At 63.7% G+C, this 14,579-nt stretch carries 12 protein-coding genes; 4 read left to right on the forward strand and 8 right to left on the reverse strand.

Annotated features, from left to right (window positions below):
- Positions 1 to 27: 27 nt before the first annotated feature.
- The 8 genes from ACVOLS_RS03755 to ACVOLS_RS03790 all read right to left on the reverse strand — a co-directional run bounded on the left by ACVOLS_RS03755 (position 28) and on the right by ACVOLS_RS03790 (position 7,210).
- On the reverse strand, positions 28 to 942 hold the full coding sequence (locus ACVOLS_RS03755) for a type II secretion system F family protein (RefSeq protein WP_481544552.1): 915 nt from the start codon (positions 940 to 942) through the stop codon (positions 28 to 30).
- Positions 939 to 2,294 (reverse strand): TadA family conjugal transfer-associated ATPase, encoded by a 1,356-nt coding sequence (locus tag ACVOLS_RS03760; protein ID WP_481544553.1) that lies wholly within the window; start codon positions 2,292 to 2,294, stop codon positions 939 to 941. Before ACVOLS_RS03760 ends, ACVOLS_RS03755 begins: the two co-directional genes overlap by 4 nt.
- Positions 2,295 to 2,296: 2 nt before the next feature.
- Entirely contained in the window at positions 2,297 to 3,547 is a 1,251-nt protein-coding gene (locus ACVOLS_RS03765; protein WP_481544554.1) for a CpaE/TadZ family protein, read from the reverse strand.
- A gap of 27 nt (positions 3,548 to 3,574) precedes the next feature.
- The gene (locus ACVOLS_RS03770; protein ID WP_481544591.1) at positions 3,575 to 4,822 is read right to left on the reverse strand and encodes a type II and III secretion system protein family protein; all 1,248 of its coding nucleotides are present in this window, start codon (positions 4,820 to 4,822) and stop codon (positions 3,575 to 3,577) included.
- Between the two features lie 83 nt (positions 4,823 to 4,905).
- The gene (gene cpaB, locus ACVOLS_RS03775; protein ID WP_481544555.1) at positions 4,906 to 5,961 is read right to left on the reverse strand and encodes a Flp pilus assembly protein CpaB; all 1,056 of its coding nucleotides are present in this window, start codon (positions 5,959 to 5,961) and stop codon (positions 4,906 to 4,908) included.
- Between the two features lie 30 nt (positions 5,962 to 5,991).
- Positions 5,992 to 6,465 (reverse strand): pilus assembly protein, encoded by a 474-nt coding sequence (locus ACVOLS_RS03780; protein ID WP_481544592.1) that lies wholly within the window; start codon positions 6,463 to 6,465, stop codon positions 5,992 to 5,994.
- A gap of 1 nt (position 6,466) precedes the next feature.
- Complete coding sequence (locus ACVOLS_RS03785; protein WP_481544556.1) at positions 6,467 to 7,000, reverse strand: A24 family peptidase; 534 nt, start codon at positions 6,998 to 7,000, stop codon at positions 6,467 to 6,469.
- 15 nt (positions 7,001 to 7,015) lie between these two features.
- A complete protein-coding gene (locus tag ACVOLS_RS03790; protein WP_282265478.1) occupies positions 7,016 to 7,210 on the reverse strand; it encodes a Flp family type IVb pilin in 195 nt (64 codons plus the stop codon).
- 488 nt (positions 7,211 to 7,698) lie between these two features.
- On the opposite strand from ACVOLS_RS03790, the gene ACVOLS_RS03795 reads away from it, so the two are divergent.
- From ACVOLS_RS03795 to ACVOLS_RS03810, 4 genes are all read left to right on the forward strand, one after another.
- Positions 7,699 to 8,652 carry a helix-turn-helix domain-containing protein gene (locus ACVOLS_RS03795; protein WP_481544557.1) on the forward strand — a complete coding sequence of 318 codons (954 nt, stop codon included), beginning with the start codon at positions 7,699 to 7,701 and terminating at the stop codon, positions 8,650 to 8,652.
- A gap of 206 nt (positions 8,653 to 8,858) precedes the next feature.
- Positions 8,859 to 12,977, forward strand: coding sequence for an ESPR-type extended signal peptide-containing protein (locus ACVOLS_RS03800; protein ID WP_481544558.1), 4,119 nt, complete (start codon positions 8,859 to 8,861; stop codon positions 12,975 to 12,977).
- A 54-nt stretch (positions 12,978 to 13,031) separates the two neighbouring features.
- Positions 13,032 to 13,808 (forward strand): OmpA family protein, encoded by a 777-nt coding sequence (locus tag ACVOLS_RS03805; RefSeq protein ID WP_481544559.1) that lies wholly within the window; start codon positions 13,032 to 13,034, stop codon positions 13,806 to 13,808.
- A 109-nt stretch (positions 13,809 to 13,917) separates the two neighbouring features.
- Complete coding sequence (locus ACVOLS_RS03810; protein WP_481544560.1) at positions 13,918 to 14,523, forward strand: DUF998 domain-containing protein; 606 nt, start codon at positions 13,918 to 13,920, stop codon at positions 14,521 to 14,523.
- Positions 14,524 to 14,579: the final 56 nt, after the last annotated feature.

The following is a 14,579-nucleotide window of genomic DNA, read 5'->3' on the forward strand; positions in this document are numbered from 1 at the left end:
GACGAAGGTGAGGGGCGATTGACGGCGTCATAGCGATTTGGCCAACCGGTACAGCAGGAAGCCTCCGCATAGTTCGAGCAGCACCGCGATCAGCAGGATTTTCTTGCCAAGCGGTTCATGGAACATGGGCTGGAAGAAGTCCGGGCTCATCAAGGCCATCGACAAGGCCGCGCCGACTGGCAGCAACGCGAGTACCCAGGCAGACATGCGGGTCTCGGAGGTGGTTGCCTGCAATTCGCGCTGCACCTCTTCCAGATCGCGCATGAAGTCGCTCATGCGCTGCAGGATCTGGTCGCTGCGCCCGCCAATGCGGATGCTGGTGCCGAGGATCACCGCCAGCATCTCCAAAGGACGCAAACGATAGGCCTGCGCGGCGTGTTGCAGGGCGCGGTCCAGGTCCATGCCTGCACGGGTATAGGTCAGTGCGTTGTCGAGGATGGGACGCAGTGGCGGATCGACATTCTGGGTGGCGCTCTGGAAGGCCATCGACAAGCTGTTGCCGATGCCGGCCATGCGCACCATGTTTTCCAGGAAGTCCGGCATCTGCGCGACCAGCCGCTGTTGGATCTTGTCCATGCGCCGGTACAACCAAAGCGCCACGGCCAGCAGATACAGCGCCAGCACGAACGCGCCGAACCAGGCGCTGTCAAGGCGCAGGCCGGCACCGATGGTGAGGGCGATGCCGGGCAACGCGATCAGGATCAGCGTGCGCACGGAGTCTTTCAGCCCGGCCCGGCGCAGCAGCTCGGCCCAGCGCCTGCTCGGTGGGCGGCTGTTGCGGGCTTCATCGGCGGCGCGTTGTGGATCGGGCTGTGACAGCCGGGTGTCGGCGTGGCTGGCGGCAGCACGCTGCTGCACGCGGGTTGCCAGGCCCCACCACAAACCCATGGCCAGGGCCACCAGCAGCACTGCGAAACTCCCAAGCAGCAAGGGCAGCATCATGAAGGGAAACTCCCCATGTTGGCCTCGCGCAGTTCCTGCCGGAACGGTTCGAGCTTGTGGCAGTGCGGGTGAAAGCCCAAGCCTATCCAGCGGTCGCGCTCGCGGCTCTCCTGGTCGATCCAGGCTTCGTGCTTGAACAGTTCCTGGCTGGTGATGACGTTGTCGCTGACGCCGGTGATCTCGGTGATGGAGACGATCACCCTGCGGCCACTGCCCAGGCGCGAGATCTGCACGATGAAGTCGATGGCGCCAGCGATCTGCCGGCGCAGGCTGTCTTCGCTGCCCTGGAAGCCGGCAAAACCAGCCAGCATTTCCAGTCGATACAGGCAGTCGCGGGCGTTGTTGGCATGCACCGTAGCCATCGAGCCGTCGTGGCCGGTATTCATCGCCTGCAGCATTTCCAGCACCTCGGCGCCACGTACTTCGCCAACCACGATGCGGTCCGGGCGCATGCGCAGACTGTTGCGAACCAGTTCGCGGATGCTGACCGCACCGCTGCCATCAAAGCCGCCCAAGCGTGATTCCAGTCGCACCACATGCGGGTGATTGAGGGCCAGCTCAGCGGTGTCTTCGACAGTGATGACGCGCTCGTTGTGCGGGATGAAGGTCGCCAGTGCGTTGAGTAGCGAGGTCTTGCCGGAGCTGGTGCCGCCGGAGATCAGGATGTTGCAGCGGCCGCGCACCATCGCGTTGAGGAGGGCGTACATCGGCTTGTCGAATGCCCCACGACCCAGCAGCTCATCGGGGGTGAACGGGTCCTTGCGGAATTTGCGGATCGACACCATCGGCCCGTCAACGGCCAAGGGCGAAATGATGGCATTGAGGCGGCCGCCATTGGGCAGGCGCGCGTCGACCATGGGGTTGGAGTCGTCCAGGCGGCGGCCGAGTGGCGCGATGATGCGGCGCAGGATGCGCAGCAGGTGGCGATCGTCGCCGAAACGCTGGGTGGAACGGCGCAATATGCCGCCGGCAGACACATGTACATCCTTGTAACCGTTGATCAGGATGTCTTCGATCTCCGGGTCATGCAGCAGATCGTCGAGCGGGCCAAAACCCGTCAGCTCCTTCTGCAGGGCGCTGGCAACGGCTTCCATCTCGTGGGCGTTGACCGGGATCTTCCACTCCTTGACGAAGGCCGCGGTCTGCGTGCGGACGAACTTGCCGATGGTCTCCGGCGACCAGGAGTCGATATCGACGCGCTGATCCTCGACGTGGTTCAACAGGTACTCGTGTGCAGCCGACAGCACGGTCTGGAACTGCTCGGTCTGTTCGAACGGCACGTTCGGCACTGGTTCCACTGACAGTGCTGCTGCGGCGATGCGCGGGGACAAGGGGGTGACTTTGTCTTCCATTGTTATCTACCCAGCAGATTGGCGAGACGGGCCAGCGGTGAGGACGGTGCGGTGGTGGGTGGTGTTGCCAGCCGCCGCCGCTCCAAACGCTGCAGCAGGGGCTGCAGTGCCTTGAGATAGGGGTCGCGTGGAGCCGCATCGGTCAGCAAGCGGCCCAGCCCTGCGTTGGAGCGAAGCACCCTTGAACGATCCGGAAGCGTGGCCAACAGTGGCAGGTTGAAGCGTTGTGCGATCTGGGTGTCGGCCAGCCCGCCGTTGGCATCGAATCGGTTGACGATCAGTTGCAGGCGTTCGTCGCGCAGGCCGCGGCTTTCGAGTTCGCGCATGGTCTGGTCCAGCGATACCAGCGATCCAATCGCTTGATCGGTGACCAGCCAGACTTCGGACGCGCTCTTGAGCAGGGTGGTGGGCAGCAGCTGCACCGGCAGGCCGCCGACATCGCACAGGCTCAGTGGAAATACGCTGCGCAGACGGTCGAGCAGGGAAATAGGCTCATGCTTTTTAAGCAGACTGCCGCTGGCGATGCCTAGCAAAGCCATGCCACTGGCATGGTGGGCGAACGCGGTGCCGACGAAGGTTCGATCCATCCGCTCGACGCTGCGCAGTGCTTCTTCGTAGCTGAAGTGACTTTCCATGCCCAGGTAGAGTGCGGCATCGGCAGCGGGTTGACCCAGATCGATCAGTAGCAGCCAACCCTGCAGCGCAGCGACATCGGGCGAGACCGGGTTCTGTTCGGCCAGGCTCACCCCCAGATGGGTGGCCAAGGTGCTGGTGCCCACGCCAGGGCGCACCCCCAACAACACGATCAGGCGACCGTCAGGGCGCAGTTCCGGTGTGGCGGCTGCGCGTACCGGGCGGGGGGCTGCACCGACACGCTCGAACACTTCCAGCATCTGTGCGGTGTTGTTGTCGATATCGACAAAATCGCAGACCCCTGCACGCATTGCCGCCAGCAGGTTTGCAGCCTGTTCCGGGCCGGTGGTGCCCAATCCGATCATTGCCGGACAGGCGGGCAGGGCGTGCAGCTGGCGGGCGACATCAGTGGAGTAAGCGGCATTGCCGCCACAGTAGTCGAGCAACACGAATGCCGGTCCGGCTGCGGCGTCCAGCAGCTGGCGCGGATTGGTTTCGCGACTATCGACCCACCGCAGATTGGCCTGCCCCGCGAGTACGGAACCCAGACGCGCCATGTGGCGGTTATCCGGTGCGTACAGCAGCAGATTCAATTCGGGATGGCTCTGGGTCTGGGGCAAGGGCATCACCGGGGGCATGGGGGCACTTCAGCGTGAGAAGCCAGGGAGTTGGTCGGGACTGGCCGGGTGCAGCAACCATGCACCCCAGACCGGCAGTTTGGGTTGTGCTTCGCGTTGGCCAGGCAACGGGATTTCGGTGCCACGCGCCAATGGCTTCACCAGACGCGGCGTCACCACGATGACGAGCTCCTTGTCTTCGCGCTTGTAGCTGAGGTTGCGGAAGAACGAGCCAAGTATCGGAATGTCGCCCAGCAACGGGATCTTGTTGACGTTCGAGGACAGCTGGCTGCTGACCAAGCCACCGATGACGAAGCTCTCACCGTCGCCCAGTTCCACCGTGGTGTCGGCGCGACGGGTGGAGATAGCCGGAATCTGGGTGCCGTCCAGGGTGATGCCGCGGGTGTAGTCCAGATCACTGGCTTCCGGTGCCACCTTCAGCGCGATGCGATCTGCCGACAGCACAGTCGGGGTGACGGTCAGGCCGATGCCGAAGGGTTTGAAGTTCACCGTGGTGGTGCCAAGCCCCTGTGGTTCAAGGATGGGCAGTTCACCACCGGCCAGAAAACTTGCGCTTTGGCCGGACAACGCCACCAGCGTCGGCTCCGCCAGTACCCTCGCCATGCCATTGGCCTGCAGCAGATCGATATTCGCATCCCAGGCGCCCGGGATGGACTTGGCTACCAGCTTGAATGCCGATGAAAGCGCGCCACCGTCATTGCTGCCGCTTGGTGAGGTGATGCCGTAGCTGAAGCCGCCATTGATGTTCTTGAAACTGATGCCGACCTGGCGCAGCACGCTCTTGTTGAACTCCACCACCTTGACTTCGACCTGCACGACGCCGCCGCTGCTGATGGTGGTTGCGTCGCTGATCATGCCTTTTTCGCCAACTGCCGAAGCCGCGGCCTTGCGGCGCGCTTCATGCTCAAGCAGGGAACCCGCACTGCCTGATAGCAGGGCTTGGCCCGCCTGCACGGTGAGCCCATTGGCGCTGCCATCCAGTAGCCCGCCCTGTACTGCGTTGCGCACGTCCACCCGGATGCGCGTTGGTGCAGCCTGCTTCTGCAGCCACAACAGCAGGGTGGTGCTGCCGGCGGACTTGCCTACCAGCAAGGCTTCGCTGTTGCGGCCGATGCGGGTGATGTCTGCGATGGAAGGGTCGGCGATGGCTATCCGTTCGACCCCGACGGGCAGGTTCCAGGGGCGTTGCTCGTTGAGCTCGAGCACGACAGTGTTGCTGCTCGCTTGCGCCTGTGCGGCTTGGGTCAGCGGTGGCATGAAACCACCCAGCCCCAACAGCGCCAAGGTGAACAACGCAGATGCGGTGATGGAAGAACGCTGGTGCAAGAGGATTCCTCCGGTCATGGCGAGGACTGCTGATTGGACGGGGTCGTGCCGCGGATGATTTCGATGCCTTGGCGGGAGGGGCGTGTGCCACGCTGGCGTTGCGGCGCGGCCGACGCAGTGCTCGCGGCCGGCACTGGGCGGCGGCTGCCGCCGGCCAGTGCGTTCAGGTCGATACCGGCGTAAGCGCGGTTTTCCGGGCGGGAGGCGGCTTCGGCAGCTGCTTGGTCAAGATTTCCACGTAGCGCCAGCACCGCTGCGGGCGCGGTGAAAATGCCTTCATCGGCCAGGCCGGTGTCAGCGGGATTGCGCAGTGCCAGGAACAATTTGCCGCTGTGTGCGGCCAATAGAAGGCGCCCGGCATCCTGCACCGGAACAGCGAGGATCGCGCTGCGTGCCTGCGCGGCATCTGCGTTTGTTGCGCCGTTGCCACGGCTGTCGCGCGACGCGATGGTCTCCGCGCGGCTGCCCGGTTCCGGCGGGGAAGCACCGACCTCGTTGCTCTGTTCGTCAGCGCTGTTGCTCACTTGCCCTACATCGGTGTTGCCGTAGCCCAATACCTGCAGGCGTGAGAGCAGCAGCCGTGCCTGTGTGTTGCTCTGGCCGCTGCCAGTGCTGGAAGGGTCCTGCAGGCTCATGAACACATCGACGTAGTCGCCAGGCGTGACGCGGTTGCTGACCCCGGCAAGCTCGTCAACCGGCACCGCCACCGCGCGTTCGCCGGGTTTGATGCCGATGGCGATGCCCTTGAGCAATTGTTCGCTGGTGATCATCGCGCCGGCTGCGATGCTCCTTGCCGGCGTGCGCCCCTCCACCTCGGTGATGGCGGTGTAGCCGTTGGCCGGTGGCAAGGCCATCTCGGCAACGGCCAGATCCGCGGCGGTGATCGGTTGCCCGGCGGGCAGCTCCTTGCTGGCGACCACCATCATTCGCTTGGATGGATTGGCCGGTGGCGCTGCGCTGCTGGTTTCGGCGGGTTGTGTTGCGCGCCGGCCGATCCCGAAGGCCAGCACCATCAGCAGTGCCGCCACGGCCAGCAGCAGGATTGCAGCTATGCGTATTGCCTTGGGCATCTCGAAGCTCCTCCCCCTTGGAGTCCGCGTTTAGCGGTCGCCTAGATCCAGTTGAACAACGGCGGTACTGCTCAATGACTTGCCCATGGTCCAGCCCATCAGCGTGCCGGTACCCGGCATGAAGGGATGTGCATCATGGTTGTACGACGTGGTTACCTTGATGCACTTGACATTGCTATCGGCGGCGCAGGCATAAGGTTGAGACACGGCGATCGGTGCCGCATCGGCGCTGCTGCAGCTGGCCGCTGTCTTGGAGTAATTCAACAGCCACTGCATCGAGCGTGCCGCTGCCTGGCAGGCATTGCTGCGCCGTTCGGCGGTATTGCCGTAGCGCAAGGACGCGCGTGCCCCTTCACCTGCTGCCAGGGCGAGTGATTGCTGGGCGGCAAAAATCATTACGCCGGTGAATGTGATGAACAGCAACGGTAGTACGCCGAACATCATCATCAGCGCGAATTCGATGGTCACAACGCCGTACGCACGCCGTCGCGCAGTGGCTCTCAGCCTAGACATGGTCACCTCCGGTGATCACGATGATGATCATCGCCAGACCCAGATACGCGGCGTAAGGAATGCCGCGGCGGCCACCGCGCGCAGAGCGCAGATCCATCTGCCAATCCGTCATCAGGCTGGAGCCCTGCAGTGACTGCACCATCCGTTGCAGGCGCAGCGGCGCGCAGGAGGATGCCGTAGGCCAGCTTAGGGCGACCAGTGCGTGCGCCCCGGCAGCCAGACTGGCGATGATCCAGATGGGTAGCAGGGCATTGCCGCCCAGCAGGAACCCGATCACCGAAAACAGCTTCACATCGCCTGCGCCCATCCAGCCGATGGCATAGAAGGGCAGCAGTGCTGCCAGCCCGATCACACCACCAAGCAGGCAACTGGCAAGCGGCGGCGGGCTGCCCATCTTCAACAGCTGCATCGCCATGACACACACCAGCACGGCCAGTAGTGCCCGATTGGAGACGCGCCTGGCCATCAGGTCGCTGATCGCGACCTGTGCGCCAAGCAGCAACGCCGTCAGATAGGCGATGGTCATGGCCGCAGCCTTGGCTCAGGTGGTGCCGGTGCCGGTGCCGGCGCCACTAACCAGTTCGGTAAGTTTGGTGAGGACGGTCTGGAAAACGACCCTCAGGCCATCGCGTGCGAAGAAAATGATCAGGCCCGCCACGACGGCTGCCAGCAGCCCATATTCAAGTGCGGTAACACCGTCTTCTTCCCGGAAAAACCTGCGCAGCTGTGCGTTCATGGTGTTCTCCCTGATGACCCGGTGTCGGTGTTGCACCGACAGAAAGCCGGGCGATGGGCATTGCTGCCCGATTGAGGTCATTGGGATGCACATGACACCGGCAAGAGTGTGCCGACGGTCGCTCAGGTTGCCGGGCAGTGCCGGCAGTTCCCTACCTTTGCTTCCGTTGTCCCCTGTCGGCATGCAAGGCATGCCCGGAAACATCATTGCAATCGGCCCCGGCCGCGGATGCGCAAATTCGGCAAGAACGAATTGTTTTTCATATATGTGATGGACTTCGCTATTAGGTAGTGGCGGAGCCGGCGTGAAGGCCATTTTTTTTTGTCAGTATCCATGACGCAGGGGCAGTTGAATGCGTCTTTCATTGCGATTCCGTAATACGAGTTTCAGGCTGTGCGGCAGGGGATTGCAGGTTTTGTTTGTTTACCTGCAATGGATGGCTGGGCTTCTGAAGCGCGTCCCTGACTCGGGGGCGCAAAGGCGTTCACATGGATGCGGTAGTCGGCGGAAACGGTTTGCGATCATTTGATCTGGCGTCGCTGAGCGGCACGCTTCGCGTGTGCCACGTTGAATTGGTGTTGCTCGATGATCAGCCACCTACGGCATCGATCACCTCCTTTGTTCACGATCAGGCCTTGTTGTGCACTTTCGAGGTCGGCGCACGTACACGTGGCCGCTTCATGTTGCCGCTGGATTGGTGCCTGCTTGGATGCCTGCAGACCGTGGACCCGGAAACCAGCTGGTGCCATGGCGTGCCATTGGTATCGGGAAACATCGTATCGGTAATGCCTGAAGGTGTTACCGAATTCGCCTTGGGTGCAGGCAGTCGGATGACCTTTGTGTTGGTTCCGCTCAAGCGTTTCCAGGAGCGAGCGGCAGCGCAACGACTGGGCGGTCTTCTGGAGGAGGCGGCTGGCGTGCCGGTGTTGAGCAACCGCCCACATGTGCCGCTGCAGGCTTATTACCAAGGCTTGCATGAGCGCATACACCAAGGTGAAGTCGGTAGCGATGAGATCGATGCGATGCTCGATGCGCACGTCAAGGAAGTGGTGACCAATGGCGTGCCCGAACGTGCTGGCTGCAATCGCAGTCGACGCGCCCGCTATCTTATTTTTCGCCGCGCCGAGGACATGATGTATGCCAATCTTCGACGCCATATCTATATGCACGAACTATGCGACGCCGCAGGCGTCAGTGAGCGGGCGCTGCGCTATGCGTTCGAGGAACTGGTAGGGATCTCCCCGGTGCGCTATCTGTCCATGCTGCGCCTGTGCGAGGCGTGCCGCAGCCTGTCCAGCGCGGATGCTGGTCGCAAGTCGGTCAAGTCAATCGCGTTGAGCTGTGGCCTGTGGGACTTGTCGCGTTTTGCCGACAGCTATCGCAAGGTTTTTGGTGAGCTGCCGAGCGAGACCTTGATGCGCGGCACCTACTCCACGGCCTGAGCTGTGTCGAGCTGCTGCGTGATGCCCATCACTTAACTGCAGTGGTTGCCGAATACGTGCATTTGCGTGCCGCTAACGGGTATCGCTTTGCCAAATTGCCGTATGGATGTGCCGGATGCGGGCAAACAAGCGGGCATGTAAGCGTTGTACTGGCCTCACGAACCAAGACCTGTCCGCTCCTGGAAGGGTCGAACCGGAGGCTCCGCATGAACCGCATCTATCGTTTGGTCTGGAACCGCACACTCAACGCCTTCGTCGTAGGTTCCGAGCTGGCCAGCGCACAGGGGAAACGTTCTGGTCCGGCAAGGCTGTCGCCGTCGGTGTCGTGGAGCCTGGCTGGCCTGGGCAGCGCCATCGCGCTGGCCATGGCCGGGCCCGCATCTGCAACCGACGCCAGGCTCGCCGACCTGCAGGACCTGGTCGCAAAGTACAGCAACACCGACGCGCAGCAGATCGTCGCCACCACCCTGCCGACAGCAGGTGCCGGTGCTGCGCTTGGTGCTTCGGTGACGTTGCCAGCGTTGCTGCAGGTGGACGTGTCGGCGGCAGCCGCGATCAAGCCGCAGGTTGCCACTGTGCCAGCCGTGGTGCGCGCACGGCTGGGTGTGCGCGCCTCGCTGCCGAAGCTGCATCCACATGGCGGGGTAAATGCACCTGCTGCAGCGCTGGCCGTCGTAACGGATGCCGCGCTCGCAGTGAAGCCGCTGGCGGCTTCGGCCAATGCTGCGGTTACTGCAACGGTTGGCCCGCTGACCGGAACCGGTGCAGGACTGCAAGGCATCGCCGCGGTGCTGCTGCCGGGCAAGGAAGAGGGTGGAAGCCCGTTGCACGGGACATTGCTTTCAACGGCTGGTGCGGTCAAGGAACTCACCGGCGAAGTGCTGACCGGAACACCGGTGGCTGCGGTTGAAACGCTCACCTCGCATGTGGGAACCACGTTGATGCCGCTTGGCCAGCATCTGGGCAGCGGCGTCGAAGCTGTGGTCGGCGGGCTGTTGCCGGGCCAACAGGGTGGAAGCCCGTTGCAGGGGACGCTGGCTTCAACGGTTGGAGCGGCCAAGGAAGTGACTGGCGAGGTGCTGGCGGGCCAGCCCGTGGCTGCGGTGGAAACGCTGACCTCGCACGTGGGAGCGACGTTGACGCCGCTTGGCCAGCATCTGGGCAGCGGCGTTGAAGACTTGCTCGGCGGGCTGCTGCCGGGCCAGCAGGGCGGAAGCCCATTGCAGGGCACGCTGGCTTCGACGGTTGGAGCGGTCAAGGAAGTGACTGGCGAGGTGCTGGCAGGCCAGTCCGTCGCTGCGGTGGACACGCTCACTTCACACGTCAGTACCACGGTGACTTCGGTTACCGGCCAACTGGGCAGCGGCGTTGCTGGTGTGGGTGACCTGTTGCTGCCAGGCGCAGGGCAGGGGGGCAAACCGGTGCATGGTGCCGTGACCGGCGCGGTGGGCGCCGTCGAAGATCTGACCGGCGGGCTGATCGCGGGCACGGGTCTGGGTGGTGTTGTGAACGGCGTGGTCGATGGCGCTGCGCCGGTGCTGGACGGCGTCGGCGATCTTCTCGGTGCGGTGGTTGGCGGCGTGACAGGCTCGAACACGCTGGGCACAGGTGTCACCAATACGGTAGGCACGCTGACCGGCGGTCTGCAGGACACGACCGGCGCGCTGGCCAACGGCGACGTGACTGGCACGGTGCAGAACCTGTTGGAAACGGTCGACAACACCGCGTCCACGCTGCTGGGTGCAACCGGTAATACGCTGGGTGGCATCGCCGGCTCCGGGTCGGGTGTGAGCGGTGTGACCGGCGCACTGAGTGGCGTGATCGGCGGTGTGACCGGCGGGTTGTCGAACGTTGTTGGCGGCCTCACCGGCAATCCGGTAGTGCCCGCTGCACCGCCGGCACCCAGCGCAGGGCCATCAGGCCTGATCGTCGGCAATGGTGGTCTGGTCGGCTCGGTGAACCAATTGGTGGATTCACCGCTTACCTCCATCCTCGGAGGCAATGGCTATATCAACAGCGGCAGTCTGAAGGTCAACAGCACCAACGTGATGCAGACCTATTCCGAGGTATCGGTGCTGGGTTTGCCGGTGGTGAACCTGAGTCCGGTAGGCAGCCTGCTGGATGGGCTGGGCGGTTTGAGCACTGGCGGCAACTCGCACCTGACCCTGATCGGCGGGGTGACCTCTGACAGCTACATCACCAACATCAACAATGGCGATCCGGGCGGTCTGCTTGGCCTGGTGTTGCCGGACGGCGCCCCGGGCTGGGCCTCCGACTGCCTCAACGTGCTGGGAGCGGTGACTGCCAAGTGCTGGGCGGTGCCCGCAGCACAGGACTACCAGGTGCTGATCGGTGACGGCGCGTTTGCAAATGGCTCCAAGGAAGTGGTGATCGGCAGCAACGCCGAGCATCGGTTGGCAACGCAGACGGCAGACCAGGTGTTCATCGATGCCGCAGGTGGCAAGACCGGTCTGCCGACGGCTGACTACGATGCACGGTTGGGTCATTCGGTGGTGGTTGGTGACAGCGCCAAGGGCACGGCCAACGCACAGACCCTGCTCGGTGCCGGTGCAACCTCGGACAAGGCCAACAGTGTGGCGCTGGGCTTCAAGTCCAATGCTGCCCGCGGTGGCCAGGACAACTACACCGCGTTCGGCTTGACCGCTACCCAAACCTCCATCGGCGAAGTTGCGGTGGGTTCTGCGGGGCGTGAGCGCCAGATCACCCATGTTGCCGCCGGCAGCCAGGACACCGATGCGGTGAACGTCATGCAACTGCGCGGTGCGCTGGATCAGATCGATGATCTGGGGCTGGCCGCCGTGGTCTATGACGAAGACGCAAATGGTGTTGTCAATTACAGCAAGGTCACGCTGGGCAGCGGTCAGGCAGTCAGTGGCACGGTGCTGGCGAACCTTGCGGCCGGCTCGGTTGCAGCGGGCAGCATGGAGGCGGTCAACGGTGGGCAGCTGTTTGGACTGGGCAGCTCGATGGCGACCTACTTGGGTGGCGGCGCGACATTCAACGGTGGTGTGCTCGGCGCGCCGAATTACCAGATCAACAGCATTGGTGTACTGGGTGCGGCTTCGCTGCAGTCGTATGCAAACATCGGCAGTGCGTTCAGTTCAATCAGCGATTCGCTGCTCAACCTGCGCAATCTGTTGCCGGGCAATGTCCCGGGCAGCAGCGATCCGTTGGCGGTGAAATACATCGCCGACGCTGCCGGCAATCCAACCAACGCGGTACGTTTGACCGGCGATGGCAGCGGTGCCGCAGTGGCCCTGGGCAATGTGGCGGCTGGCAGTGTCACCACTGGCAGCCTGGATGCAATCAACGGTGGGCAACTGGCCGCAACCAACCAGGCGCTTGCGTCGACCATCGGCGGCACGCTGCAGTACAACAGCAGCACCGGGCAGTGGAGCGCCGCCAGCTTCAACGTCACTTCGATCAACAGTAGCGGTGTTGGCACCCAGCAAACGCTGGGCAATGTCACCGACGCACTGGCGGCGATGGATGGTTCCATCGTCAACGTCAACAAGCGCATCGACAACATCCAGAACGGAGGCGCCGGCAACCAGTACTTCTCCGTCAACTCAACCAAGGCAGCCGCCTCGGCCACTGGCCAGGACAGTGTGGCCGCCGGACCACAGGCAACTGCCAGTGGCAACCAGGCGGTGGCCATCGGCAACGGTGCCAACGCGTCGGCCGCCGGCAGTGTGGCGTTGGGTGCAGGCTCGGTGGCTACTCGTGCCAACACCGTGTCGGTGGGTGCCGCAGGTGCCGAACGGCAGATCACCAACGTAGGCGATGGCACCGAGGCCACGGACGCGGTCAATGTGCGTCAGCTACAGGCTTCGCAGCAGGGCACCGTGCGTTATGACCAGAACACCGACGGCAGCACCAACTACGCAAGCGTGACGATGGGGCGCCCAGGCACCAGTACCGTCATCCACAACGTGGGGACGGGCGTGGCGCCTACCGACGCCGTCAATGTCGCGCAGCTCAACAAGGGCATGGGGGAGGTCATGGACTGGTCGAAGAACTACACCGATCAACGTTTCAATGACGTAAGCCGCGACATGAAGCGCATCGATGACCGTGCCTCCGCAGGTGTCGCTTCGGCGATGGCGATGGCGGGGTTGCCGCAACCCACCGAGGCAGGAAAGCGCATGGCGTCGATGGCGGCCAGCACCTTCCACGGCGAGTCGAGCATGGCGGTGGGCGTGTCCGGGGTCACCGATGGCGGCCGCTGGATCTACAAACTCAGTGGTTCGGCCAATACCCGCGGCGATGGCGGGGTGACCTTGGGAGCTGGTTTCCAGTGGTAGGTGGTGCAACGGGAACCTGCAGGCATACAACCCTGGCTACGCGTCGAGGATGCTATGAACAAAAAATGGACCGTACTTGCTTTGCTGGCAATGCTGGCCGCCTGTGGCAAAGGCCAGGTACGCGAGGAATTTCCGGACCCTGCGCGTGCCTATCCGGCGGGCGGCACCTACGTGAACCTGGACAATCTGCGCCAGTACGCGCCAGGCATGAACAAATCCCAGATCCAGGAGTTGCTGGGCACGCCGCAGTTCAACGAGGGCTTGTGGGGCGTACGGGATTGGAATTACGTGTTCAACTTCCGCCGCTCGGTCGGGGCTGAGCCGATTCAATGCCAGTTCCAGGTCAATTTCGATTCCAAGGGGGTAGCCAGTGGACAGCGCTGGAAACCGGACAGCTGTGCCGCCCTGTTGGAACCGGCTCCCGCCCCCGTTGCGCCGGCACCGCCCCCGCCACCACCGGTAGTAGCGCCGCTGCGGTTGTCGGCTGACGCCCTGTTCGCCTTTGACAGCGCCAGCCTCTCAGCCATTGGTCAGGCGAAGCTGGATGAGTTTGCGCAGGATCTCCGCGCCAGCAACGCGGCGCAGACACTGAACATCATCGGCTACACCGATCGCATCGGCAGTGATGCCTACAACATGGAATTGTCGCGGCGGCGCGCGCAGAGCGTTCGCAACTACCTGGTGCAGCGGGGCATCCCTGCTGCTGCCATCCATGCCGAGGGGCGCGGTAACAGTGCGCCGCTGGTGCAATGTGATGAGGGTGCTGGCACCGCATTGTTGGATTGCCTGGCGCCGAACCGCCGGGTCGAAATCGTGGTGACCGGTGCTTGAGCTGAGGCTGCCGAGGTTGGCGACCGATGTCATTGTCGGTCGCAGCCCTCAGAATAGCGGCCGGTAGTCGTGGCGGCTGTGCCCCGGCCAGAGCGGGACAAGGTGTGCTGTGTTGAGGCGGAACAATCTGATGGGCTGGGCCGGCCCACTGGCGGCAGTGGTTTTCGTGGCGGCAGTCGTTGGTTTCGGCACGCAGCTGCAGGGTTATGACCAGATGCGCCACCCGGTGTCGCTGCTCGGGGCGCGTGGCATCCCCGCTGGCAGCGCCTTCAGCCTGCTGGGCTTCGTGGTGCCGGGCCTGCTGGCTGCGGTGGCGGCATTGGACCTGATCCTGCGCATGCCGGCCAGCGCGCCGCGTCCGCTGCGGGTAGGTGGACAGATGCTGTTGCTGGCTGCGATCGCCTTTGCCGCGATGGGCCTGTTTCCGCTCGATGTTGATGACATCGAGAACCGCGCCAGCCAGTTCCACGCCAGCGCCTGGTTGCTGTGGTTGCTGGCGTTCACTGCCGCCGCCATCGCTTTGCGCTTTGGGGCGGGCAAGGCCAGTGGCTGGCGCGCCTTGTCGACGCTGACCGTGGTCTGTGCGCTTTGGGCCGTCTGCAGTGCCTTCCTGTTCGAGATCGCCATGCCGGTGGCAATGGCGCAACGTTTGGCGTTCCTGGGCTGGCTGCTATGGCTGTTGGGCGCGGCCCGGCTGGCACCGCCGCGCAGCTGAGCGGCGCAGCACAATCATGGTGCTGGGGGGCAGGGTACGCGCAAGCATCGCGTCTG

The sequence above is a fragment of the Stenotrophomonas sp. STEN038 genome (assembly GCF_056759895.1).